The sequence below is a fragment of the Flagellimonas maritima genome, assembly GCF_003269425.1.
GTDB classification, from domain to species: domain Bacteria; phylum Bacteroidota; class Bacteroidia; order Flavobacteriales; family Flavobacteriaceae; genus Flagellimonas; species Flagellimonas maritima.
The window spans coordinates 2,132,039-2,157,387 of the sequence record NZ_CP030104.1 but is presented as its reverse complement, the minus strand read 5'-3'; the positions used below and the strand labels follow the sequence as shown (position 1 = coordinate 2,157,387).

At 37.5% G+C, this 25,349-nt stretch carries 18 protein-coding genes; 7 read left to right on the top strand and 11 right to left on the bottom strand.

Annotation, left to right across the window (positions count from 1 at the left end; all coding sequences use genetic code 11):
* Positions 1-29: 29 nt before the first annotated feature.
* From HME9304_RS09570 to HME9304_RS09560, 3 genes are all read right to left on the bottom strand, one after another.
* Complete coding sequence (locus HME9304_RS09570) at positions 30-1,187, bottom strand: glycoside hydrolase family 172 protein (protein WP_112378383.1); 1,158 nt, start codon at positions 1,185-1,187, stop codon at positions 30-32.
* A gap of 209 nt (positions 1,188-1,396) precedes the next feature.
* Positions 1,397-3,487 carry a DUF2961 domain-containing protein gene (locus HME9304_RS09565; protein ID WP_112378382.1) on the bottom strand — a complete coding sequence of 697 codons (2,091 nt, stop codon included), beginning with the start codon at positions 3,485-3,487 and terminating at the stop codon, positions 1,397-1,399.
* A 367-nt stretch (positions 3,488-3,854) separates the two neighbouring features.
* Positions 3,855-4,883 (bottom strand): LacI family DNA-binding transcriptional regulator, encoded by a 1,029-nt coding sequence (locus tag HME9304_RS09560; protein ID WP_112378381.1) that lies wholly within the window; start codon positions 4,881-4,883, stop codon positions 3,855-3,857.
* A 793-nt stretch (positions 4,884-5,676) separates the two neighbouring features.
* Here HME9304_RS09560 and HME9304_RS09555 point away from each other — a divergent pair.
* The 7 genes from HME9304_RS09555 (at position 5,677) to HME9304_RS09525 (ending at position 13,131) form a co-directional block, all read left to right on the top strand.
* Complete coding sequence (locus HME9304_RS09555; RefSeq protein WP_164674827.1) at positions 5,677-7,485, top strand: tetratricopeptide repeat-containing sensor histidine kinase; 1,809 nt, start codon at positions 5,677-5,679, stop codon at positions 7,483-7,485.
* A complete protein-coding gene (locus tag HME9304_RS09550; protein ID WP_112378379.1) occupies positions 7,486-8,106 on the top strand; it encodes a response regulator transcription factor in 621 nt (206 codons plus the stop codon). It begins immediately after the preceding gene.
* A gap of 292 nt (positions 8,107-8,398) precedes the next feature.
* Positions 8,399-9,250 carry a hypothetical protein gene (locus HME9304_RS09545; RefSeq protein WP_123877430.1) on the top strand — a complete coding sequence of 284 codons (852 nt, stop codon included), beginning with the start codon at positions 8,399-8,401 and terminating at the stop codon, positions 9,248-9,250.
* A 63-nt stretch (positions 9,251-9,313) separates the two neighbouring features.
* Positions 9,314-9,502, top strand: a complete 189-nt coding sequence (locus HME9304_RS09540) for a hypothetical protein (protein WP_112378377.1) — start codon at positions 9,314-9,316, stop codon at positions 9,500-9,502.
* The gene (locus tag HME9304_RS09535) at positions 9,499-10,041 is read left to right on the top strand and encodes a hypothetical protein (protein ID WP_112378376.1); all 543 of its coding nucleotides are present in this window, start codon (positions 9,499-9,501) and stop codon (positions 10,039-10,041) included. Before HME9304_RS09540 ends, HME9304_RS09535 begins: the two co-directional genes overlap by 4 nt.
* A 22-nt stretch (positions 10,042-10,063) precedes the next feature.
* Entirely contained in the window at positions 10,064-10,732 is a 669-nt protein-coding gene (locus HME9304_RS09530; RefSeq protein WP_112378375.1) for a porin family protein, read from the top strand.
* A 242-nt stretch (positions 10,733-10,974) separates the two neighbouring features.
* A complete protein-coding gene (locus tag HME9304_RS09525; protein ID WP_112378374.1) occupies positions 10,975-13,131 on the top strand; it encodes a M12 family metallopeptidase in 2,157 nt (718 codons plus the stop codon).
* Between the two features lie 104 nt (positions 13,132-13,235).
* On the opposite strand, the gene HME9304_RS09520 is transcribed toward HME9304_RS09525, so the two are convergent.
* The 8 genes from HME9304_RS09520 to HME9304_RS09485 all read right to left on the bottom strand — a co-directional run bounded on the left by HME9304_RS09520 (position 13,236) and on the right by HME9304_RS09485 (position 25,310).
* A complete protein-coding gene (locus HME9304_RS09520; RefSeq protein WP_112378373.1) occupies positions 13,236-15,035 on the bottom strand; it encodes a carbamoyltransferase family protein in 1,800 nt (599 codons plus the stop codon).
* A gap of 382 nt (positions 15,036-15,417) precedes the next feature.
* On the bottom strand, positions 15,418-15,567 hold the full coding sequence (locus HME9304_RS17180) for a DUF5989 family protein (RefSeq protein WP_239023234.1): 150 nt from the start codon (positions 15,565-15,567) through the stop codon (positions 15,418-15,420).
* Between the two features lie 6 nt (positions 15,568-15,573).
* Complete coding sequence (locus HME9304_RS09510) at positions 15,574-17,475, bottom strand: SGNH/GDSL hydrolase family protein (protein WP_112378371.1); 1,902 nt, start codon at positions 17,473-17,475, stop codon at positions 15,574-15,576.
* A gap of 226 nt (positions 17,476-17,701) precedes the next feature.
* Complete coding sequence (locus HME9304_RS09505; RefSeq protein ID WP_112378370.1) at positions 17,702-18,538, bottom strand: endonuclease/exonuclease/phosphatase family protein; 837 nt, start codon at positions 18,536-18,538, stop codon at positions 17,702-17,704.
* A complete protein-coding gene (locus HME9304_RS09500; protein WP_112378369.1) occupies positions 18,535-20,175 on the bottom strand; it encodes a sulfatase family protein in 1,641 nt (546 codons plus the stop codon). Before HME9304_RS09500 ends, HME9304_RS09505 begins: the two co-directional genes overlap by 4 nt.
* Positions 20,172-21,077, bottom strand: coding sequence for an alpha/beta hydrolase (locus HME9304_RS09495; protein ID WP_112378368.1), 906 nt, complete (start codon positions 21,075-21,077; stop codon positions 20,172-20,174). Before HME9304_RS09495 ends, HME9304_RS09500 begins: the two co-directional genes overlap by 4 nt.
* Positions 21,078-21,271: 194 nt before the next feature.
* A complete protein-coding gene (bglX, locus tag HME9304_RS09490; protein WP_112378367.1) occupies positions 21,272-23,548 on the bottom strand; it encodes a beta-glucosidase BglX in 2,277 nt (758 codons plus the stop codon).
* A gap of 13 nt (positions 23,549-23,561) precedes the next feature.
* Entirely contained in the window at positions 23,562-25,310 is a 1,749-nt protein-coding gene (locus HME9304_RS09485) for a family 43 glycosylhydrolase (RefSeq protein ID WP_112378366.1), read from the bottom strand.
* Positions 25,311-25,349 lie beyond the last annotated feature (39 nt).

Genomic DNA, 25,349 nt, shown 5'->3' with positions numbered 1-25,349 from the left:
AACAGTTAAAATCATAAAAGAGATACTATTTAATTAACTTCCAAATCATCTTTTGATGGTAACCTAGGGAACGTTTTGTGAGGTTCCCTTTGATACCAAAAAACCACCGAACTAATGTCAGATTTCTGCTGAAGATATCTTCTGCCACTTTTCCACCCTAAATCTTGAATGGTGATTTTTAGGTCTTTATTAAATCTAATAGGGTCTTTGATATGCCAGCGATACATTCCAAAACGCTGTTGCGAATTGTAGAGACCATCAGGTTTAATAATTTGGTGAAGACCCGCATAAGCAGTAGAATAGCTTTCGTATTCTTTCGTTTTTTTGTTTTCAAAGTTATAGGAGCCCAAAAAGTAATCTTCTGTGCCCGTTCCAGCTATAGTCGGGAACTTTTTATCGCCGTCCATGTAAAATTTTATTTCGCCTTCGCCCCACCAGCCTCGATTATTGACTTGCCACGCAATGTACGTTCCAACATAGTGCCCTTTTCCTTTTACACCATCAATCAATGTATGTATGGCGCCTTCGGTAGGATTACTGCGTCTAAATTGAGCGTGAAAGTACGCGGCATCATCAGGTACTTTGGTTAAGGTATAATCAATTTGATAGTAAAGTTTCATTTCCCTTGCACCAATATTCTCCAAGGTTATCTTGCATTTTTTTCTAAAGGGCATTGGCCAAAATGAATTAAATGCGCTTCCTGGATTTACAGTTATGGGCAATGAGTTTAAAGGGGCGTACTCACGCCAACCCATCCCAAAAAAATCACCGACCGGTACTTCTACTGATGGTTCTGTTTCATCATCCCAATAAATTCGTAAAATTGAGAATCTCCAGTTTCCAGTTGGTGTCATCCAAATATGTTGAATTGCACCCTGATCTTCAATCTCGGCCATAGTAAAGGTTTCGCCGGATTTGATTATGACTTTGGGACTGACCTTCCAACCTTGGCCTAAATCCCTTGCAGCAGAACTCCCCTCACCTTCTCCCAGTTTTGCCATGGCACCTTTGCCCTTTTCGCCAGTAAGGTTTTCTGGACTAATAGACCGTGTTTTGGCATCTGAAAGTCTAAAGATATTTCCTAAGTCGTTATTTAGACCATTATGAGTATCCTTGTTTTGGGCATTGACAGAAATAGTTAATCCCCCAAATAAGAATACAAGTAATAATATAGCAAGATATCTCATGTTTTATTGGATTTAATAGATTTAGAAAATATCATATCTAATTTTTAAAAGTACAACTTAAACGTTTAAATAAAATCATATTTTATACGAAAAATAATTTAGAGTCATGATTAATGGAAGTCATTTAATAAGAGAATATTTAATTAGGAATTAATGTCATTGATGATGAATATGCACCTCTAAAAATTATCAACGAATAGCATAACTGGCTACTTTCCTCTAAACTCAAAATAGTCTATCCACATTTTTTGGGGGAACTTATGGTTGTTTGCTGTTTTAAATTGAATTGACTGAATACCTTTGTTCAATTTAATTTTACCAATTTTTATGATTTCGGTTGCATATGTGCTATCTGAGGATTGGAAATTGATAGTTCTCATTCTCTTACCGTTTATTTGAATGTTAAACTTCCCTCCTTCAGGTTGTTTAATGATGTTTGCATAAACTTCAAACAGACCCGTTCTTTGTGAAGTGAATTCAGTTTCCAATATATTCTTCTTATTTCTCTGTGCTGTCCAAAATAATATTTTATGTCCGCTTACAGATTTATAAAGCGATTCGTGGGCAAATGCATCGATTGTAGCCCAACCTCCAGAATTTGATGTAATATTCAAATTTTCGGCTTCTAAAACATCAGGTTTTCTAAACACTTTATAAGGTATCTCAAACCCGTAAACTTCATCTGTTGGTGTAGCTTTTATAGGGTCTTTTCCTTCAGCATCTAAATACCAATAGACTACCATGGCATATTGGGTTGGCCAATCATTTGCAAAATATTTTTCCATATATCCATCAAATGTTTTTTGAAAAGGAATATTATCGATAACCTGCCATCGATTTACTGCCTGATGACCCATATTATCGCTATCGATAGTTTGGCTATGAAAAGCTTGATTGAACAAAGAGGGGTTGCACCAAGCATAGCCAAAATAATCCTCTGTGCCTGTCCCGAACGTGGAAGGAAATGTTTCCCCATCAACAAAAAATTTTTCATCACCTTCGCCCCACCAATAATGTCCCTCTTTTGCTTTAGTATTGCTACCGCCCTTGGGATTCCAAACTGAAAGCGATGCGCCAAGAAATCTGCCGCTTCCATTGGTTTTGAGCATTAGCCAGTCTGGCCAGCGTTCTTCATCAACAGGTTCTAAATCTCTATGCCATTTAGCATGAAATCTGCCCAGATTGTCTATGTCGCCTTTGAGTTCTTCTTTACCTATTTCCATAGTAACGGTTATAGGAATATCTGATAAGTTATGAAGTTTAATTTTAGCACCATTTTTAAAAGGCATGTACCAGTAACTGTACATCCAATTTTTGGTCATGCCCATTGGTAGTGTTTTATACTCATTACAACCTGGTGCTGAACCAAAAAAATCTCCCAATGGCGACCATACCGATGGCTCGTTCTCATCATCCCAAGAAATTTCAAGTATCGTTTTTCTTAGAATTTCATCTTCCCTTTCCTTTGGAACATTCTTCACCCTGACTTTTAGACTGCCAATAGCGCCGCTATCTTCAAACTCGTAAACAGTTGTTTTAACTCCACTATTTATGCTTACCTCTTTTATAATTTTATCTAAGTTCCCATCGTTTGGGTTTTGACCTAATTTTTTTCCAAAGAAATCATCGACTGACGCTAGAGCCTTTAAACCAGTTTCAGTTAAGTTCGCGTTAAATGGTTCTATTTTAGTTTTAGGTTTAAAAGTGATGTAATTAAAATGAAAATATTGTCCCCAGCCTGGTTCTGCAACTATTTTACAGCTTTTCTGATAGGTAATTGGGACATAATTATTAAATCCTTTTGCATTGGTCTCATAGACTAAATTGGGAAAAGCAAAAGCCGGTACGGTCGGTTTAAAATAATCTATAAAAGATTCACTTAAAATCGGTTTCTCATTGCCATCTATATAGATGTATACTTTCCCCTTTTTAGGGCTAGCGGACCAAATCCTTACGATTGCACCTGGGCCATCCATTTCGGCAAGCACCTCGTTATTGCCCTCTTTTCTAATATACTGAGGACTTAATCCGTCATTATTTGCCGACCAATCTATAAACTCACCTGTTATGGAATCCACTCTACTTTTTCGGTCGTAACTTGACCACATCTCGCTTTTCTCTCCTTCCTCTGGCAATACGGAAAGAGATTTTAAATCAGTTAAGCGGTTGACGAGTTCAACATAGCTGATGTATTTTATACTTTGACTATGTTTTTCCCCATTTTCACAGGATATAAAAAAATAGCACGCAAAAATTATTGATATATAACAGTATTGATTCAGTCTGATTGACTTTTGCATAGTTCAACATTTTTTATTTCTGAAGTTTGTCGATTTTTCAAATTCCATAAAGAGTTTATAGTGCTTAGCATATAAGTTCTTTAGTTTAAAATTAGGTTTGGCTTGAGTCATATCCGTGGTTTTGGAGCTTGGTCACTTAGGCAATTAGAATTAGGACAAGTTGTAAGCGATAATATTTTTTACTATAATTATTCCTTTTATTTTAATCATTGAAAATTTGTAAGTCCATTTTTTAGATGAGTTGCCAAATAGGGCTCTCAAAAATCAATCTGAATACATAAAATTGTATTGTGAGAATTCATCAAATATATTACTTAAACGTTTAAGTTAGTTATAAGATTTAAAATTTGAGATTTTTTTTTAAAAATCAAATAGGCTTTTTAATGGAGACGGAGTCCTTGAGAACGAGTTTGGTTTGGAGATGCACTTTTGAGAAGTTTTCACTTGGATTATCAATTTTTTCGATTAAGACATTAACCGCTCGAGTACCAATTTCCAAAAGAGGTTGTTGAATATAGGTAAGTGGGCAAGAATAAAAATCAAAGGCATCAGAAGCGTCAAAAACAATAACTGAGACATCTTCTGGCACACTCAGTTTTAGCGCATCAATACTTTTCATTCCGTGAATCGCCAAAGTATTGGTTGCAAAGAGAATGGCGGTTACGGGTTGCTCACAAAGTAAGAGTTCTTCAATTTTTAAACTTATTTCTTCGGATATACTTTCAAATTTCACTGTTTTAATATTTTTTTCCAAACGGCTTGAACCTGCATTTTCCATTGCTTCAGAATAACCTCTTATACGTTCTTTCATATGATTTAATTTACTATCATATCCTACCATACCTATCTTTTTATGTCCAGAATCGATAAGTTTTTTTGTGGCATTAAATGTTGAATCAAAATTATTTATGATAACAAAATTAGATTCGATATTAGGAAAGTACCTATCGATTAAAACAAATGGTATTTTTTCTTTTTTAAGTAATTTTAGTTGTTTTTCCGAGTGCTCTGCTGGCGCAATTATAAAGCCATCAACTTGACGATCAACTAAAAATGTTAGGAGGTCTGCGGATTTTTTGGCATTTTCATCAGAGCTACCAAAAATTACCGTGTAGTTGTATCTTTTGGCCTCATCTTCAATAATTCTGGCAATATTGGCAAAAAAAGGGTTAGATATATCGGCCACAATCAACCCAATTGAATACGTTTTTCCACTTTGCAGGCTTTGTGCAATTTGGTTGGGCCTATAATTTAGTTCTCTGGCAATTTTTCTGATTTTTTCAGAAACCTGTGGACTTATTCCACTATCTGTGCCCCTAGTCAGTACATAGGAGACCGTTGCAATGGAGACCTCTGCTTTTTTTGCAATATCTTTTAAAGATGGTTTCTTAACCATAAACAATTTTTGTACTTAAACACTTCATTAAGAAAATGTTCTCCTTTAGTGGTATTTTATTACTGTACTGTTAGGATATGGTTTTTATTTATAAAAGAGTATTTCCCATGTTACATAAACATTTCATCATTTGGAATTACAATATAGCGAAGAATTATCTATTTAATTTTTACTGCTCAACAGAAATATTCCTACCTTTTACTATCAATCATTGACCTCCATTTTAATGATTATAATTAACAGATTCAAATTATTGCTTCAGAAAGAGTCTTTTTGATCAATTGATTCCATTACATATTATGGTAGTTTTTAGTTTAAAAATTATTCACCGCACCGAGTAAGGCATAGATTATAAAAATTGTGAATTGTCTTTAAATATTGAGATGTTTTGAATTAAAATGAAAACTCCAACTATAACATCTCTTTTAAATGTATAGAATCATTTAGTAACGATGAAGGATACAATTTACTGCTCTCTTAAAATACATTATGGCACCCTGTAATAAGTTTATTAAAAAATCTATAAAAGAGCATTAACGAATTACTCAGAGAAAAATAATTTGTTTAAAAACAATCTCATAGCCCGTCATTTTTTAAACCGCTAATAATAGGTCTTTTGTGTTTATTAAAACAATCATTTACATTTAGTTATCTCAAAATCAGGTAGATTATGGACAGTAAAAAAAATTGGTGCTTTATGTTATTCCTATTTTTTGGAATTTTTCAATTTTGCTTTGCTCAGCAAAGCCCCATTTTAGACAAAAAGGATAGTCTAAAAATTCTCCAGAAGAAATTGAACAAAAAAGAAGTAAATGAAAAAAAAATCCTCAATTATCTACAAATAGCTAAAACCATACAAAGCATTGGTGAGAAGGAAGAAATGAAAACTTTTCTCGAGAAGATTAAATCAAAGATAGATTTAGAAAAAAATAACAGAGTAAGTTTTATGTATCATCTATTGGAATCACGTAATTTATTGTACCACCACAACTATTCAGAATCGATAATAGAATGTGGTAATGCCTTGAAAATAAAAAATTTTGGGACAGAAGAAGAAGTAATCTATGTATTATCCTCACTAGGAACATGCTACTATTTTAAATCAGAGTATGAAGATGCCCTTAAAAATCATTTCAAGGCATTGGAAATATGTGAGAGTATGGAGTTAAATAATTGTAGAGCCGGTATTCTAAATAATATAAGTGTCGTCTATAGTGCTACTCTTGATTGGCAGAAAGCTAAAGACTATACAGAACGTGCCTTGAAAAATGCAGAACTAAATGCCAATGACTTTGAAAAATCGAGAGCGATTGGTAATATGGCTATTGTATACGCGGAAAAAGGTGAGTTTAAAAAGTCTGAAGAATGGTTTTTAAAGGATTTAGAGTTTGATATTTTAAAAGGTGATAGTTTATCTATAGCCAGAAATTACAATAACCTTGGAAAGCTTAATGATGTTCAAAATCAAAACTTAAAAGCATTAGATTATTACCGCAAAGGATTACAAATTGCCGAACTTCAAAATGATGCTGCATCGGTTGCATTAGGTTATCAAAACTTAGGTTGGATTCAACATAAACTTGGAAGAAACACTATAGGTCTTATCAATATCCAAAAAGGGATGCAAATGACAAAAGACCTAGGAAACAGGGATAAGCTAAGAGATGCCTATCTTAATATTTCCGAATTCTATTATGCTTTGGACCAGCCAAAAAAAGCATTAAATTATTTTGCTAGCTATCATGACTTAAATGATAGCCTCATTGGAGAAAATCATTTAAAAGCTATCAGCGAATTAGAAATTAAATACGAAACAGAAAAAAAAGAAAATGAGATTCTAAAACTATCCGAAGAGCAGCTTAAAAGCGAAGTTACAATTACAAATCAAGATCGTAAATTAAGACAATTAAGTTTTAGTCTGGTTGCTTTATCCATCATTACATTGCTTACATTCTTTCTATTTAAGCAACGACTTCAAAACAAGAGACAAAACGAGTTGCTTTTGACCATTTCAGAAACACAAACAGCCGAAAGAAAGCGTATTTCCCAAGATTTACACGACAGTATTGGCGGCTCTTTGGCCTTGACCAAAAATAACCTCCAGAATGTTATTGGAAAATTAAAGGAAGTCCCTTCAGAAATGGATGAAGCGCTCTTGGCGTTAAATCAAACTAGCGATCAGGTACGGCAAATTTCACATAATCTAATGCCTGGGGAATTGGTACGATTTGGACTCGTACCAGCTATAAATACGCTGTTGGAGCAATTGAACAAAGAAGAAATCCATGCGCAGCTATATACCACACAAATGGAAGACCGTATTGAGCCGCTAAAAGAGATTCAACTATATCGTATTGTACAGGAAGCCATACAAAATGTGCTCAAACATGCCAAAGCAAAAAATCTTTACATACATTTAAACAAGCACAAACAACATTTGAGCATGCTCATAGAAGACGATGGTATTGGCGTATTGTCCAGTTCAAAAGAAGGCCAAGGCTTAAAAAATATTGAACAACGTATAAAGATGTTAAATGGTAATTTTACCTTGGACTCTTCTAAAAATAAGGGAACTACTTTAAACATTCAAATACCTATTTAGATGATTACGGTACTCATTGCTGACGATCATAAGCTGTTTCGCCAAGGTATGGTTGCCATGCTTGGTGAGGCTAAGGGCATAAAAGTAATAGGAGAGGCAGGCGATGGGTTCGAAGCACTTGAACTACTGGCTGAACTACAACCAAACGTGTTGCTGTTGGATATAGAAATGCCTAAAATAGATGGTTTTGAAGTATTGAAAAAAATAAAAAAAGCAAAGCTCAAGACCAGGACCCTAGCCTTGACCATGCACAGCTCTGCAGAGTTTATAAAAAACATAGTAAAGGCTGGTGCCACTGGCTATCTAAAAAAGGATTCAGATAAAGAAGTGCTTCTATCCGCCATACAAGAAGTGCACAGGAAAGGGAACTATTATCCTCCAGAAACTACACATTTGGTATTGCAAAGCTTACAGGAATGCAATAAAGGAGAGTTGATATCGCCTCGCGAAAAAGAGGTGATTACCTTGATTGCCGAAGGGCTTACCACTAAAAAAATTGCAGAAAAATTATTTTTGAGCAAACATACAATAGAATCGCATAGGCAAAATATTCTCTTAAAACTTGATATTAAAAATAGCGCCGAATTGGTCAAATATGCCATTAAGCGGGGTTGGCTGTAACATGTAATTACTAACTTGATAATACCCTATTTTCACTATTTTTAAAAATCTCAAAGTATCAGCTGAGTATCTTTCTATTATAATATTTTCTCCCAACGCCCAATCTCATTTTCCTTCTTCTAGTAGTTTTCAGCTATTTGTGTTTTTAGCATTTTGAAGCTAAAAATTCCGGGCATAATTATCTGAATTTAGCAACGAATTACTGAAAACATTTAAAAATTCTATGCAGTATTCTGTATTAGTTTTTAAAATGTTCCTCCCCCCAAAAAAACTTCTTAACAAATACTGTAAAATGAAACGTTGTTCCAAGCTCATACTAATTTTTATCCTTTTGATTTCTTCGTGCTCCGAAAGTGACGATGTCAACACTTCTCCAAATGAAGAAAACTTAATAGAAACGATAAACAATCTCTTTCCGTTCACGCCAAATCAAAATTTTGAAGCTCTTTATATATGTGCAAGACGAAATTCAAATCTAGAATGGTATTTTAATTTTCATGTTGATGGAACCTTTGATGTACTTTTTACCACTGATACCAACCAAGATTTTTCTTTTAGAGGTAATTACACCTATATCAATGACCAACTTACCCTAAGAATGGATGGTGGCCCAGCTATGCCTTTTCCTAATGGATTAAATGAATCGAGTACTGTAATTATGCCACAATTTGGTTTAGTGGCCGCCTTTGCTACCAGCGAAATGGTGGCTATATGTATTGGCCATGGTTTTAATAGTCGGCAGCCTCCAAGAGTGAATGCTAATTACGATTGTCCTAATATCAATATCCAAGCGGCCACAGATGAGGACAACGCAATTGAGTTGGTCCACTCTGCAGTTCCCACTGAATTTCCCGTTCTCGGTTCCATTTTCCGCCAGAAAGAAACTTTTGTTTCTGGTTCGGCAAACCCGATTATTCGGAGAGGGTATGGCATCTATCGTCAAACAGGAAATGAATTTTATGCCACCTTTAGAATAGCCGAGGATTTTGTGGATTTCGCACAAAGCAGATTGCCGTTCAATGTTGGTAATGTAGGGGTGCCTTTTGATGATTTCAACGTAATCAATGGAAGTATCGGGGCCAATGGACAAGAACTGATTGTAGAACAACTTCAGCCAGACGAAGGTCCATGTGTATTAAGATAAAACCATTTTAAACGAGCAATCCAATCCTTACATAAAGACAATAAACATTTTAAAACAAAATATATGTACGTAATACACAAAGTTTTTAAAATGTTCCCCCAAGTAACGTTGAAAACTCCTTTTAAAAAAAGGATCAAACCGCAACAAAAAGCTAAAAATCAAAAGCAACTATTTAGAGACGCCGTTGCAGAAGCATCCAAAGACCTTTCAATATCAATGGGCTATCGGTCCACAAAATCCAAATTGTTATGATAGCTATAAAAAAGTACCTGTTTTTGTCCTTTGTTTGTTTAGTAACTATAGTAAGAGCACAGACTTCGGTAACCGTAAATGGAGCTCGTTTATCCAAAAGCGACTTAGAAAAGGTTTCCGATCGGTACAACATAAATATAAAAAATGGTACTTATTGGTATGATGATCGTAGTGGAGCTTGGGGCTTCCAAAATGGCCCAACTCAAGGTTTCATTCCTGCAGGACTCCAAGTAGGCAGCAGTTTAAAAAGTAATGCCAGTAATGGCAATACAGGAGTATTTGTAAATGGAAGGCAATTGCACTATCAAGATGTTCGCAATCTTCAACAAATAATCAAGGTCGTTCCCGGCAGATTTTGGTTGGACAATTTTGGCAATGGTGGTAAAGAAGGCAAAGCTGCTTCGTTCAATCTTATTTATTTGGCCAAAAGACAAGGCAATAATTCTTTCTACCGAAATAACTATACTGGAATAGGTGCAGGTAGTAGCGGCGGCACATCATATGTGATGGGAAAGGATTGGAGCGTAATAATCGATTAAATAACCCTTAAAACTAAACAAAATGAAAAATTTATTGAGATTCACGTGTGTTGCACTTTTAGCATTGACTTTTACGAGTTGTTGCATAGGAAAAGGTCCTTTGTTTTGCAAACCTATTTATAGTGTTGCCGGCGGCGCAAATTTTTCAAACTTGAGTGAGGACGGTGATTATGGAGATGACAACAACGAATCTAAATTGGGAATTCAACTAGGAGCGAATGCACTATTTAAAGTCAATGATAATCTGAGATTAGAAACTGGGCTTGGCTATGCCAATAAAGGTTCCAAGAGCTCTTTTGAAAGCGAAGGCGGGGAATTTGGAGAAGAAGTATTTTCACAAGAGAACAAATTAAATTTATCTTATTTGGAAGCACCTATTTTGGCAAGATATCAATTTAGAAATACGGGTTTTAGTGCTTATGGCGGTCTACAGCCCGCTTTGTTGCTTACTGCAAAACAAAAGAATGAATCCAATGAATCTTCCTCTCAGGATACCAATGTTAAAGATCAATTTAAAGGTTTTGATACCTCTGCTATTTTTGGGCTAGGATACGAGTTTAAAAATGGATTGATGCTCAATGCCGGTTATGACTTAGGCTTAATAAACATTGCAGAAAGTAATGATTTTGGTAACTCAACCCTTAAGAATCGTGCTTTTAAGGTATCTCTAGCATATATATTTGGAAATTAGATTTTGGTGATTTCCAAATACGTATCTAAAACTTTTGATGATCTTACTAAGCTTTATTTTAGAATTGATTCATACATCCATAGAACAATTAATTCTACCCATACACAGTATTGGTAGTATCATTTAGTAATCCCGGACACCCTTCAGAAGAGAAAAATCAACTAATGTCAAAATTGAAGGCAACTTGGACTTTGATCAAAATACCAAGTAAGAAATATCATTTTAATCTAAGTTATATTTAAATGGAAAAGTCAACCAATAAAAAAAAGATTATACGGGGAATTTTTTTGATGCTAAGCATTCCTTTTTTATTCTTTTGCTCATGCCGATCAACAAATAAAATTCCAACAGAGGAAGAGAAAGAATTATCAAAAGTCCAAAAAAAACCAATTCAGAAACCAATCCTAGAATTTAAAAAAGTTGAACACCCCAATAATGTAGTCAGGATAAACAATCAAAATAGGCTTAAAATAAAACAATTTATAAAAGAAAATAAAGTTGAATTTATGGAGTTGACTGTCTTTTTACCTTTCTTTTCAAACGCCTCATTGGAAGTGGTCGAAGTCAAAAATGGAAATGGATATATAGATGGTGACATAGAAATCGGTAAAATTGAAGACCTTATAGCCGTTGATAGTTTAATACAAAATGGCACTTCCTTTGCATTTGGCCTTAACCAATTTGACGACAGACTTTGGAAAGGTGGATTAATTCCTTTTGAAATTAAAACTTCGGATTTTAGGGGCACCAGGGCAATAAGTGAAATTAATAAAGCAATTGATTCTATAAATACCCGTACCAATTTGACCATGATACCACGAACCAGTCAGGATGAGTACATTAAAATAGAAACAAATGGACTTACCAATAACAGTGGTTCTTCACCTGTAGGAAAGTGCGGGACTTGCCACCTTTTAAAAAATAGTCATATTGTGAGGTTATCTTCGGCTATTTCAGAAAGCGTTATTAAACATGAATTTTTACATACTGCTGGAGTATATCATGAGCAGTCTCGCCCAGACCGTGATGATTTTGTAACCATAAATTTCGACTGTATTCAAGATGGGCGCAATCATAATTTCAAGAAAAGAAATGGAACCGCATTTGGGGATTATGATGCTACTTCCATTATGCATTATGCATCTACAACGTTTTCCAGGCCTAGTTGTAATAGTATATCACCAAATGATGGGGTCACTAGCCTAGGAAATAACAATTTCACTGCACGGGACATTAATGGCCTCGAAATTATGTACAATTCAAAACATGGAAAGGACGGCACAACTTACATGATGCTCATGGATAAGGAAAGAGATGTAAGGAACGGGTACACCATTGTTGACGGCAATGTCAGAATTATAGAATCTCCCTCAATGCCAAATGATGATATTCATGGATTAAGGGTCAGAAACTTTCCATCAGGTGCCACTATAAAGGTATTCGACAACAAATCAGATGATAATCAAGATGATTTTTCAGAAATTATTTTTAAAAGAGATGCTTCGGATATTGTGATTTATAATTTTGAGCAAAACTCCGACTCCAATCCGGATTTTAGAATTGTTTATACTACTGTAGCTGGCAGTGGCAACATCAATGGGAAAGTTTCAAGAATCGAAGTCGATTTATCACCCCCTATCGCAACGAGTGCCAATAAAATTTTACACCCTAAAATTGAGTTAAGGGAAGGGAATGGAGGAACACAGGGTTTTGCAGGAAGTATAACGAACTTTCAGAATGGAAGTACGTTTAATTTCACCCAGATTGGTACAATAGATAACGATAAAGCCAGGTCAATGGTTTTATTTGACATACCAGCGGGAACAGTAATTAAGGTTTTTGATAATTCCAATGCAAGCAGATTGGATGATTGGGCTGAAATTATTGTAAAAAGGGACATTAGTCAAAAAGTAATAGACTCTTTTGAGAGACATCAAGAAGATGACGATATACGGGTAATTTATTTTAAAGAAGGAAATTTAGACGGTAAAATATCGAGATTGGAGATTTCGGACATTCCTACCGGTCCAATGTTAAATCTTTACAGTGGCGGATTTGATAGTGGAGAAATAAAAGCCACCATTACACTTACTGAAAACCTTGATATTGATTGTAAAAACAACAATAGGGGTATATCCAACGATGACATTTCTTATATGAAGCTATATAACGTGGAATCCGGAACGCGAATTTTTGTATTTGACCATAACGATGATAGATTATCGAATACAACCAAAAGAGATGATTGGACCTTAATAAGAGTGGATCGAAATGTTAAGTTTAAGAATATTGCCACATTTGAACAAACTATCAACACAGATACAGATGGGGTTACAAGACTCTATAATGGTGGAGGAAACTTGGATGGTAAAATATCTTTTATTCAGATAAGAAAATAAGCCAAAAAATACAATGCCAATCTACAATTATAGGTAAAGAAATTTAAATACCATTCCTTTCTATATATTTTGATAAATACAGACTTTTTTAAAGTTTCCACTATTTAAGTTTTGGAAATGATTACATTTTCCATGACCAAAACGTCCATTTCTGTTTCTTTAAAACAGTGCAGTGCATCATGTGGGTTGCAAACGATGGGTTCGTCCTTTATATTGAAGCTTGTATTGATTAAAAGCCCGTAACCCGTTTTTTCTTTAAATGCCTTTAGAAGTCTCCAAAATTTTGGATTGGTAGCTTTTGATACGGTCTGTACTCTAGCGGAATAATCTACATGCGTAACCGCAGGAATATCAGAACGTACTTGTGAAAGTCTCTCCATTAAAGTTGTTGATTCGTTTACTTCATTTTTACACCTTTCGGATTTAACCTGTCGTACCAACAGCATGTAGGGCGAAGGTATTTCCAAATCAAAATAATCATGTACATCTTCCTCTAAGACACAAGGAGCAAAAGGTCTGAAGCTCTCCCTAAATTTTATTTTCTCATTGATACGTTTTTGCATTTTGGGATTTCTAGGGTCTGCCAGTATACTACGGTTGCCCAATGCCCTGGGACCAAATTCCATCCTGCCCTGAAACCATCCTACTATCTTTCCTTCAACCAAGGCATTGACCGTTTTGGCAATCAGTTCATTTTCATTGTCATGTAATTCATAAGTAGATTTTTCAATTTTTTGAGCAATATTGCTGATATGACTTATAGTAAAAGAAGGCCCTAGAAAAGCACCGTGCATACCGTCTGGCAGTTGCACTTTTTTTTCCCTGTTCTCAACGATATGCCAAACCGAAAGTGCTGCTCCCAATGCTCCACCAGCATCACCCGCCGCTGGTTGTATCCAAAGGTTCTCAATATTTGGGTCATCCAGTAATTTCCCGTTTGATACCGAGTTCAACCCTACTCCACCAGCAATAACCAAATTTCGACAAGCTGTAAGTGCTATTGCCGATTTAGCCATTTTCAGAACAATTTCTTCCAGAACCTGTTGGATGGCAAAAGCAAGGTTGGCATGTGATTGATGCAAATCATCTTTAGGATTTCTTCTTGGAATGGAAAATAGATTCGCCCATCTAACATCATTTGTCATGGTCAAATGCGTGGCAAACCTAAAGTATGGCATGTTAAGCAATAAGGAACCGTCTATTCTTACATCTACTAAATTTGACTTTATCTTGGTAATATATTGTTGTGTTTCCAAACTGTTCGGATTACCGTAGGAAGCCAGTCCCATGACCTTGTATTCTCCCCTATTCACCTTAAAACCCAGATAGTAGGTAAACGCTGAGTATAACAAGCCCAAAGAGTGTGGAAATTGTTGTTCCCTCAAGATTTTTATACTATTATTCTCTCCAAAACCTACAGAACCAGTGGCCCATTCGCCCACTCCATCCAAGGTAAGTATTGTAGCTTTTGAAAATGGACTCGGAAAGAAAGCACTTGCGGCATGCGACAAATGATGTTCTGTAAAGTATAGCTTCACATTGGAAAAACCCAACTCCTTAAAATGTTTTTTTATCGTTCTCTTGACGAAAAGCTTGTCCTTTAACCAAACTGGCATAGCTTTTAAAAAGCTTGGCAGTCCACTTGGGACAAAGGTATGGTAGGTCTCCAACAATCGCTCAAATCGTAACAAGGGTTTTTCATAAAAGGCAACCGCAAGCAAATCCTCTTTGCGGATACCTGCCTCTTCCAAAACATAGGCTATGGCATTTACTGGAAAAGAGGCATCTCCCTTTATCCGGGTAAATCTTTCTTCTTGAGCGGCAGCTACGATTTCTCCATTGATAAGAACCGCGGCGGCACTGTCATGAAAGTATGCGGAAATACCTAGGATAGCAGTAGCCATTAGAAGGTGTTTTTCAAGTCTTCGGGATGATACAAATGTTTCCTTTTGACAAATACCGATTTTGAAGTTTTCTTAAATTGTTTCAGGTGAAGGTTGTCCCTTCCCGACCATCTTCGCAGAAGCCCCATAGGAATCACAATAAATACAAATGTTATCGTTAGTAAAACTTTGGTCGAAACAAATCCCAATAATTTGGCAAGACCAAACCACAAATAGGCAAATGGGTAAAAAATGAAAGGAATTATCAGGTCCAAAAATAAAAGACTCAAAGAAATCCAAATGAATATCGTCTCATTACGATAAAATAAAAACAGTACTAAGAACAGTATTGAAATTAAGATACCTGTTTCTACACATTGTTTTTTAGATATCGAAACCATTGCTAAAATAAGGAGTAAATGAATGGTGCAAGTGCGGAGCTTGCAGTTAAGACAACTATGACACTGATAAAAAGAAGTACGACCAGTAAAGGAATCAACCAATACTTTTTTCGTGTCCTAAGAAATAACCAAAATTCTTTAATCGTTTCCATAGTATTCTAGCCTATCTTTTTGTAGAGTGCTATCGCTTCTTCGTTCAATGTATCTTTTTCAAGAACCTTTTTTAAAATTTTTGCAGCTTCGCCTCTTTTCCCTAAAGTCAAATAGCTCCTAGCCACATCAACAGCCATTTCACTTTTTATTTCACCACTTTTATTTCTAAAATCTATAATCAAATTAATAGCTTCGGATAATTGACTTACTTGTTTGTTGTTAGGTTCTTTTTCTCCCAAATATTCCAAATAGGGCAATGTTGCTTCAAAAGTATTCCCTTCGATTAAAGTTACCACAATTTTGTGAGCCATTTCTATAGACTCATTCAATGAAAATGCTTTCTCAAAATAGTACTTTGACTTATCTACCAGACCTAGTTGCAATGCCAGAATTGCAGCTTGTGTATGAAATTGTTCCTTTAAGGGGTATTCCAGAGCAAGACTTTCCGAAACTTTCAATTGCCCTTCTTTATTCCCCGAACTTTGGTAATACTGATTTAATTCTGACATGGCCCCATCCCAGTTTAATGTTCCAATTGCGAGTTTTCCTCCCAGCTTTTCGGGAACGCTCATCCCATCACTGTTTATGGCGGGGAGCTTCTCAAAAAAGGGCCAGCCTTCTTTGAGCTGGATTATTTCGAAATATCCAGCCAAAGAGTCTACTGTTGTTATGGGCATTTGCGATTTTAATCCATTTAACTCAAAAATGTGGCTAGGCTTTGTTTTGAACAATTCTTCATCAACCAGAGAAGTATAAAATGTATGGCCTAAAAGTGCATAACCATCCACGTTTGGATGCACGTGTTCCAGCAACAAGTCGTTCCCGATTATACCATTTTTTGATTCATTTTCAAATCGCTCCGCTGTCTCTACCAAATAAAGATTTTGATGAGTGTCCACCAATTCTTTTATAATTGCATTTATCGTATCTGGAGCCCTAAAACGAAGCATGTCATATTCTTTTGCTTTAACGAATCGTTTTTTGGCTTCTAAATAATTAGCGTCTTTATATGCTTTTACCCCAAGGTCATATTGATGTTTTGCAGATTCTTCAGTGTTGGAACTGTCACTCACAAAAGGAGCCAGATCTTTCTCGTTGCTGAAAATGGTAGAAATAAAAACAGGAATTCCCTGCTCTTTCAGTATATCCGCCATACGTTGAAAATTGGAACTAAATTGATGGACTCCCTCTTGAAATCGTTCCGAACCGAATTTGATCTGCCTATCCGCAACCATCTTTGCCATTAATGTCTCCCTTTGCTCTGCTTTTTTATCAAAAAGGTTTCCGATACTGTTCAAACCAGTTTCAGCCAATTGCACCAATCGATACTTTTTCAAATTCAGTGCCATATTTACCATCCAAGGTCGTCTGGAAATCGAGTTTGCCGAACCAATACCTAAAGCTCCATAGTATTCGTTATGTCCTGCATAAATCAAAACAGCATCTGGACTATAATTCACCAGTTGCTTTGTGAAATCCAACAGCGTGTATGAGTTTATAGCGGTCAAAGAAAGGTTGATGACCTCAACTTCCTCTTCCATAAATGTTGTGTTGAGAGCGTATTGTAACCAACGGTGAAACGATACATTTTTTTGGTAAGGATAGCCTACTGCGGTCGAAGCCCCCAAAACAAAAATTCGGGTAGTTCCACTATCCTTTTCTTTTTTGAACAACTCATAATAACCAGAAGTCGCATCTTTTTCATTGCCAAAATACTTTTTTGAAATGTTGGGATTCATAACCAAGAAATCGGGATTGCTCTTTGCCTCCACAAAAAGCGGATAGTCGGTTCCATAGTTGGCAAACCTTAAGGCAACCTCAATCAAAAAAAGCAGCAAAAACACCAGTAATATTGCTGCTACCTTAAAAATCCGTAATTTTCTTTTTCCGAGTTTCTGGGTTTTCAATTGCTTTGGAATTGAGAATTATGTTTCATTAATTATCTTAAAAATTACTTTTACGTGAGTTTGACGTAAGAATCAAATTTTAGTACTTATTTTCAATTTTTTATAGAAGTATTTCAGGTTGAGACCAGCTTGAAAAATCAAACCATATAGGCGTCTCGACTATGCTTGAAGTGACGGCCACCATATTTAGTCACATTCGTTTACAATACGTTACTATTACCTCGTGTTACTCTAACCGTAACCTGGCATAAACCGGTAAATGGTCCGAAGGATACTTGCAATCCTTGGAATCGCTCAAAATAGCACTTTTTAATACCTCAAAACTATTGGTATCCGTGAAAATAAAATCTATTCTGCGCGTAACGGGTTTGGCAAAATCAAATCCGTTAAATGTACCTTTGGGTCCGTGGGCATTTTTTCCAGCCGCTATATGGGTATCCTGTAATTCTTCCAAAAGGAGCTGTATACCCACACTTGTAGTTTCCAAATTAAAATCCCCCATCAAGATAGTTGGAAGTTGTTTTGTATTAAACTCTTTTAGTTGCTTCAGAATTAATTTAGCACTTTCTTCCCGTGCCCGAGTTCCAACATGGTCAAAATGCGTGTTGAATACAAAAAACTCCTTTCCGTTTTCCTTACTTTTAAATTTTCCGTAGGTACAAATACGTTTTATAGCGGCATCCCAACCCTTTGAAGGTTTTTGGGGTGTGGTCGACAGCCAAAATGTACTTTCTTCTACTAGTTCTATCTTATTTTGGTTATAGAATATTGCGCAAAACTCCCCTTCACCGTTACCCTCATCACGTCCAACACCCACGAAAGAATAATCCTCGAGTCCATTCTTGATATCCTCAAGCTGGTGGATAAGTCCTTCTTGTGTCCCAAAGACATCTGGTGCATAAAAATTAAGTTGTGAAATAAGAAAGTCCTTTCTTTGGTCCCAACCGTTTACACTATCCTTCGGATTATCATACTTGATATTGTACGTGAGCACATCTAGTTGCTGCCCACAAACGAATTGTGAAATAAAGAGTATACACAGAGTAGCTATTCTTTCCATCATTTTGTTTTACCGCGTAATCTATCAAAAGCCTCGTAGGCCCTGTCCACTTTTTCTTTGGAAACCTTCTCAAATTCTTTTTCGGTTACCTTATAAAGTTCCTGTACGCTGTCCAATTTTTCATGCATTTCATCAATCACCTTGGCATAAGATTCCGCATCAATCAAGTTACTCAATTCTTTTGGGTCTTTATCCAAATCGTAAAACTCCCAGGTATCTATATCATCATAAAAATGTATAAATTTGTAACGTTTTGTTCGTATACCATACTGTTTTTTGACCATGTGGAAGGCTGGATAATCGTAATAGTGGTAATAGACCACATCCCTAAAATCCTCTTCTTTCATACTGCCATCCAATAGACCTTTAAATGATTCGCCCTGCATCTCACTTGTAAGTTCAGAAGCATTGGCAAAATCCAAAAAGGTCTGGGCAAAATCCAAGTTTTGGGTAAGGGCCTCCACTTCGGTACCTGGTTCAATACTATTTGGCAATTGCATCACCAAAGGCATCCCCATAGATTCTTCGTACATAAAACGTTTGTCGAACCATCCGTTTTCACCGAGATAAAATCCTTGATCGGAAGTGTAGACCACCAGCGTATTCTTGTCCAGTCCATTCGCTTCCAAATAATCCAAAATCCTGCCTACGCCTTCATCCACAGCTGCAATGGTCGCTAAATAATCCTGAAGATAGCGTTGTCCCTTCCATTCGGCCAGCTCTTTCCCTTTTAAATCAGCCTTATGAAAAGCGTTGTTTTTTGGCAGATAAGCTTCATCCCATTGCTTGCGCTGTTCTGGGGACATCCGTTCAAAATCGGTGGTCCAAGGATTGTGTGCCAGTTCGGTGCTGCCGTATTCCAAAGTCATTTTTAAATCATGGCCCTCGTACATGTCCTCATAAATGGTCTGTTGTTGTTCTTTGGCGGCCTGTTGATCCGTAAAATCGGGGAAATAGGTATCCGGCAACGGAAACTGTACGGAATCGTATGTGTTGACATGCCTCAGCGCTGGCATCCAGTTCCTGTGCGGCGCTTTGTGATGTACCATCAAAAAAAACGGTAGGCTGTCCGTTCGTTTATGCTGCAACCAATCCAAGGCATCGTCCGTTATAATATCTGTTGCATAGCCTTCAATTCGGGTTGTGTCTCCATTTTCTATAAAATCGGGATTGTAATAATTTCCTTGGTCAACTAGTATTCTAGCATAATCAAATCCTTCTGGATTGCCGTGTAAGTGCCATTTTCCAGTGATTGCGGTTTCATATCCCGCTTTTTTCAATAGTTTGGGCAAGGTTGGCTGGCTTCCATCAAAACGCTCCCCGTTCTGTCTAAAACCATTGATGTGATTGTGCTTTCCCGTTAAAATGACCGCTCGGCTGGGTCCACAGATGGAATTGGTACAGGAATTATTTTTAAAAATAGCCCCGTTTTTTGCAATTCTGTCAATGTTGGGCGTGGGTGCCAATTTGCTTAGCTCATGACCGTATGCACTGATGGCCTGAAGCGCATGGTCATCTGCCATGATGAACAGAATATTTGGGGGTTCCGTTACAGTTTCTTCCTCAGTTGCCTTGCTTTTGCATCCTACTACAACTAATGTGCATATCATCGACAATACTAATCTATTGTACTTTTTCATTGGTTTCTTCTGATTTCCATTTTTGTTTGAACCATTCTTCTCTTGATAATTGTTTTTTCTATAAATTCTGCTATGATATCCGTGTATCCATAAGCCAAATTGGCCCAATCATGATTACCAATTGGGTCAACCGCCAATAGATATGAAGTATTTAAATCCTCCAACTTTTTGACGATACTTTCGGGGCCATCGAGCATTAAATAACCTAGTTTATCAGGGTCGCAATAATGATGCGGTGCGGTAGCAAAAGGAACAAGCTTATCTTTCTTTCCGTGAAAGAACATCGATGGCAGTGCTGTTTCGCTTGAAATATATTCTGAATCCACAACAGCTCCAGAAAAGGAAATCACCCCGGAAAAACCAATTTCCCCATAAGGCAATTTTTTAAACCGATATTGGTTTTTCATAAAAACCGTATTCAGGACCGCTTCGGCTCCAGCGCTGCTTCCGGCAAGAATTATAGTATTTGGGTCCACCCTTAGGTCTATGGCGTTTTTTACCAAGAAATCGGCAGCTTTCAGAATATCCTCTGTAGCCGTTAGAAAGGTCTCTATTTTTTCACGGGCAGGAACCGTACACCCAAAGCCATTATTCTTTCTTAAAAGCCGATAGCTCATGGATGCTACAACATAGCCTTTCCCAGCCATTTTGGTACAGAATTTTTTCTCCAATGGATTGTCCCGTTTTCCACTGCCGAACCCTCCTCCATGTACCAATAAGATGAGTGGCCTACTATCTATTTTATCTTTTTTTGAAGTATAAACATCTAGTTGTAATGTGTCTGAATAGGTATAAGTCTTTGTCTCTATTTTAGAAAAAACAGCATCTATATAACGTGTTTGAGCCATTGTTGCGATGGAACTGAAAAGTGCTATGAGAATACCAAAAATTCTAAATTGCATAAATTCTCTTATTTAAAAAGTTCGATATGATTCAAATTTTATGTGTTTGACAGTCCTCTTCAAACTGATTTTGTCAGGTCGAGACCAGTTGGTAAAATCAAATCATACGAACTTCTCGACTGCGCTCGAAGTGGCTGCCACCATATTCAATGACTTTCGTCCACATTTCGTTATCATTTTATATCGAACTCACGTTATTTTACTATGAAGGATGCTTTTAATGATGCATTTGAATCCGTTCCTACATAGACTTCAAAATCCCCAGGTTCCGAAACAAATTCCAGATTACCATTATAGAACTTTAAATCCTCTGCCGATACCTTAATGGTCACCTTCTTACTTTCACCTTTCTTTAAAAAAACTTTCTGAAACCCTTTTAATTCCCGTATTGGTGGTGTTATACTCCGTTCCATATCCCTAAGGTATAATTGCACCACTTCTTCGCCATCATAATTACCAACATTGGTCAATGAAACGGTTGCGCTTATCGATTCATTCTGCCCAATTTCAGTTTTGTCCAAGACTAAATCCGAGTACTCGAACGATGTATAGCTTAGACCGTATCCAAAAGGAAGCAAAGGCGTATTTTCCACATCCAGGTAATTCGATTTGAATTTTTCAAATTTATCTTTTGGCGCAGGTCTGCCTGTATTTTTGACACTATGGTAAATAGGAATCTGTCCAACGTTCCTGGGCCAGGTAGCGGTCAGTTTTCCAGATGGATTGTAATTCCCGAATATAACGTCCGCAATTGCATTCCCCGCTTCTACACCAGGATGCCATACCTGTAAAATTGATACGGGCATATTGAACTCTTCCAGAATGGTCAACGGCCTTCCGCTCATCAGTACCAGTACCAATGGCTTTCCCGTTGTGACCAGTTCCCTGATCATTTTTTTCTGGCTTTCGGGAATCGAAATATCAGTACGGCTTGCCGCTTCACCGCTCATTTCAGTAGCTTCGCCCACAACGGCAACGATAATATCGGCACTATTGGCAGCTTCCATTGCTTCTTGCAGTAATTTTTCGGGAGCCTTTTTATCGATTTCAATCCTTGGGCCAAAAACATTCACCCTATTTGCCAACTCCTTGTCGTTGGAAATATTTGCTCCTTTGGCATAGGTTATCTTCGCATTGGGCACCACATTTTTAAAACCCTCTAAAATAGTGATCGCCAATTTTGTGTCCCCCGTAGGCGCCCATGTACCCAGCATATTGTTTCGACTGTCCGCCAAAGGCCCGACCAATGCAATCTTTACGTCTTTTTTTAAAGGTAAAATCTGATTGTGGTTTTTGAACAGCACGAACGAACGCGCCGCGATTTCCCTTGCTGATTGTCTGTTTTCGGGAGTCAAAATATCCTTCTTTGGTCTTTTTTCATCAAGGTATCGGTAAGGGTCTTCGAACAGTCCCAGTTTGTGCTTGGCTTCCAAAACACGTCTACAGGCATTCGTGATTTCAGGTTCGGTCACTTTTCCTTCATCATACGACCTTTTTAAGGTAGTCAGAAAACCTTCTCCTACCATATCCATATCCAATCCCGCTTTTAATGCCAAAGCCGATACTTGCTGTAAATCGCCAAGACCATGAGCGATCATTTCGTTCACGGAGGTATAATCAGAAACTACCATTCCATTAAAGCCCCATCGTTCCCTGAGCAAATCGGTGAGCAGCCATTTGTTTCCCGAGGCAGGTACGCCATCCACATCATTGAAAGAACTCATCACCGTAGCTACTCCAGCGTCTATCGCCGCTTTATAGGGAGGAAGGTATTGGTTGAACATTCTGGTTCTGCTCATATCGACGGTATGGTAATCGCGTCCCGCTTCGGAAGCACCGTAGAGCGCAAAATGTTTTACACAGGCCAGCATGGTATTCGGGTCCGTAATATCTTCGCCCTGATACCCTTCTACCATAGTTTTGGCGATGGCCGAACCCAAAAACGGGTCTTCTCCAGCTCCTTCGGCGATACGTCCCCAACGAGGGTCCCTGGCAATATCCACCATAGGTGAAAAATTCCAATTGATGCCATCCGCGGTAGCTTCGGTAGCGGAAATACGTGCCACTTTTTTTATCAAGTCCATATCCCAACTGCTTGAAAGTCCCAACGGAATCGGAAAGGTGGTTTTATACCCATGGATAACATCGGAACCAAAGAGCAGTGGTATTTTTAAACGGGTATTGTTCACGGCAAGTTCTTGTGCAACCCGCACCCGCTCCGGACCCGAAACTCCGAACAGGCCACCGACCTGCCCCGCATTTATTTTTTCTTCCACGTTTTTACTCACTACGGAACCCGTGGCAACGCCTCCACCAGGGGTCAATAAATTCAGTTGCCCTATTTTTTCTTCCAAGGTCATTTTATCCAACAATTCCTCAACTTGAGGAATGGTCTCTTGGGCCTGTATCAATACTGCATTGAAGAGGAAGATAAAGACCTGTACAATATAAGTAGGCTTTTGATTTTTCATGTGTATTCGATTATTATTCTACTATTTCAATTTTTGATTGTTCGGAAACTCCGTTCTCGTTGAAGGCTTCAATAGAGAAGTAATATTTTTGATCTGTATTCAACGACTTTATTTCCAAATCGGTTGTACCGTAGACCAGCCAGGAACTGTATAGTTTATTAGGAGCGATACCCCAGAGCACATTATAGCCTTGGGCATCTTTGACCGCTTCCCAAGTGACCAGGGCACCCCTTCTCTTATCATGACGCTCAACGGCTAATTTCTTCACTGTTTTTGGCGATTTACCCTGTCCGTTGCCGAAAACACGGATGTCCGAAATGGACAGATAGGGTGTTGGCACATGAATATTTTTATAGCGTATGTAGCGCGCTTTTTCTAAATTTTTGAGAGCGACATAATCATTGGGAACGTCTTTTTTATTCTGACTTTGATTCACAATGGTTTTCCAATCTTTTCCATTGAGTGAAGCCTCAACGGTATACTGATGGTACAAGCCTGGGATTTTACCATACATGTCCGATTTATAGTCGTTATAATTTATTTGGACGGCACGAATCTGCATTGGTTTTTCCAAATCGATTTCGACCCATTGGGTGTCATCCGTATTTTCTGCCAGCCAAAACGTTTTTACCTTTTCATCAACCAAGTGACTTGCCGGATATTTTTCTGAGTGGGAAGATGACTTTACGGGTTTTTTATAGGAGAGTAACATCCATCCCGTAAATTCTCCTTTTTTGTCTTTTGTTGATGGAGCATAGTGGGGATAATCTCCAAAACGGGTATTGGAGTACAGGAGTCCATCTGCATCGAGATAAGTCGGGAACATGCCTACACGCCTTTCCCAACCCACGTTCACGTTTACTGCCATAGATGAAAAATGCCATAACTGGTTATCCGGCCCCGTAACCGTGCTACCATGGCCGGCACCATTGATAAATCCTCCCGGTTTATAGGAGAAGGGATTGTTAGGGGCATAATCAAAAGGCCCCAGAGGCGAATCTCCAATATAAACACCATCGCCATATACATCGAACTCGGTACCAGGGGCGCCGTATTGCAAGTAATATTTAGTATTGAACTTGTTCATCCAAGGCCCTTCTATATATCCGCTTAGAATAGTGTCCTTATGATTTTCGCCAAAACGTTCCCAACCGTGTTTTTCCGGGTCCAGATTGAAGAGCTCATGTATTTCGTTAGAGGGACGGAATTTTTTGTTCTTATCCAGTTTCTCCGCCCTTATCGGGAATTTGTTGGAGGATCCCCAGTAGATATACCCTTGGTCATCATCGTCGATAAAAAGCGCTGGATCCTGTAAGCGATGTAAAATAGATGGCGTAGCCTTCCATTCACCGCTTTTAGGATTTTCCGAGTGCAAAACACTCATAGAACCCGATGGATTTCCAGCCACATATAGAACGGAATCCCTGTAATTGTGAGCAGCCGGAGCATTGGAACCTTGGAAATACCATTGCTTTGGACGGATGAATTCCCATTCATCCATATCTTTTGAATGCCAATATCCCATTGACCGTGTCACGAACATGTAATATTCATCCTTGAAACTTACCACGGCAGGATCGGCACCGGAACGATAGGACAAATCTTTGTGGGCATTATAAATCATATAGGTGTAATCCAAATTAATGGGGTTACAGTAGGTTTTAGGTATTTCCTGTGAAAAATGCGAAATTGAAACTACCAAAGCAATTAGTATAGATAATTTAAGCTTAAGTCGCTTTAGGATTTTTGTTTCAAGTCTCATGTTGTTAATATTTCTACTCGGAATGCAATATTGTTGTAA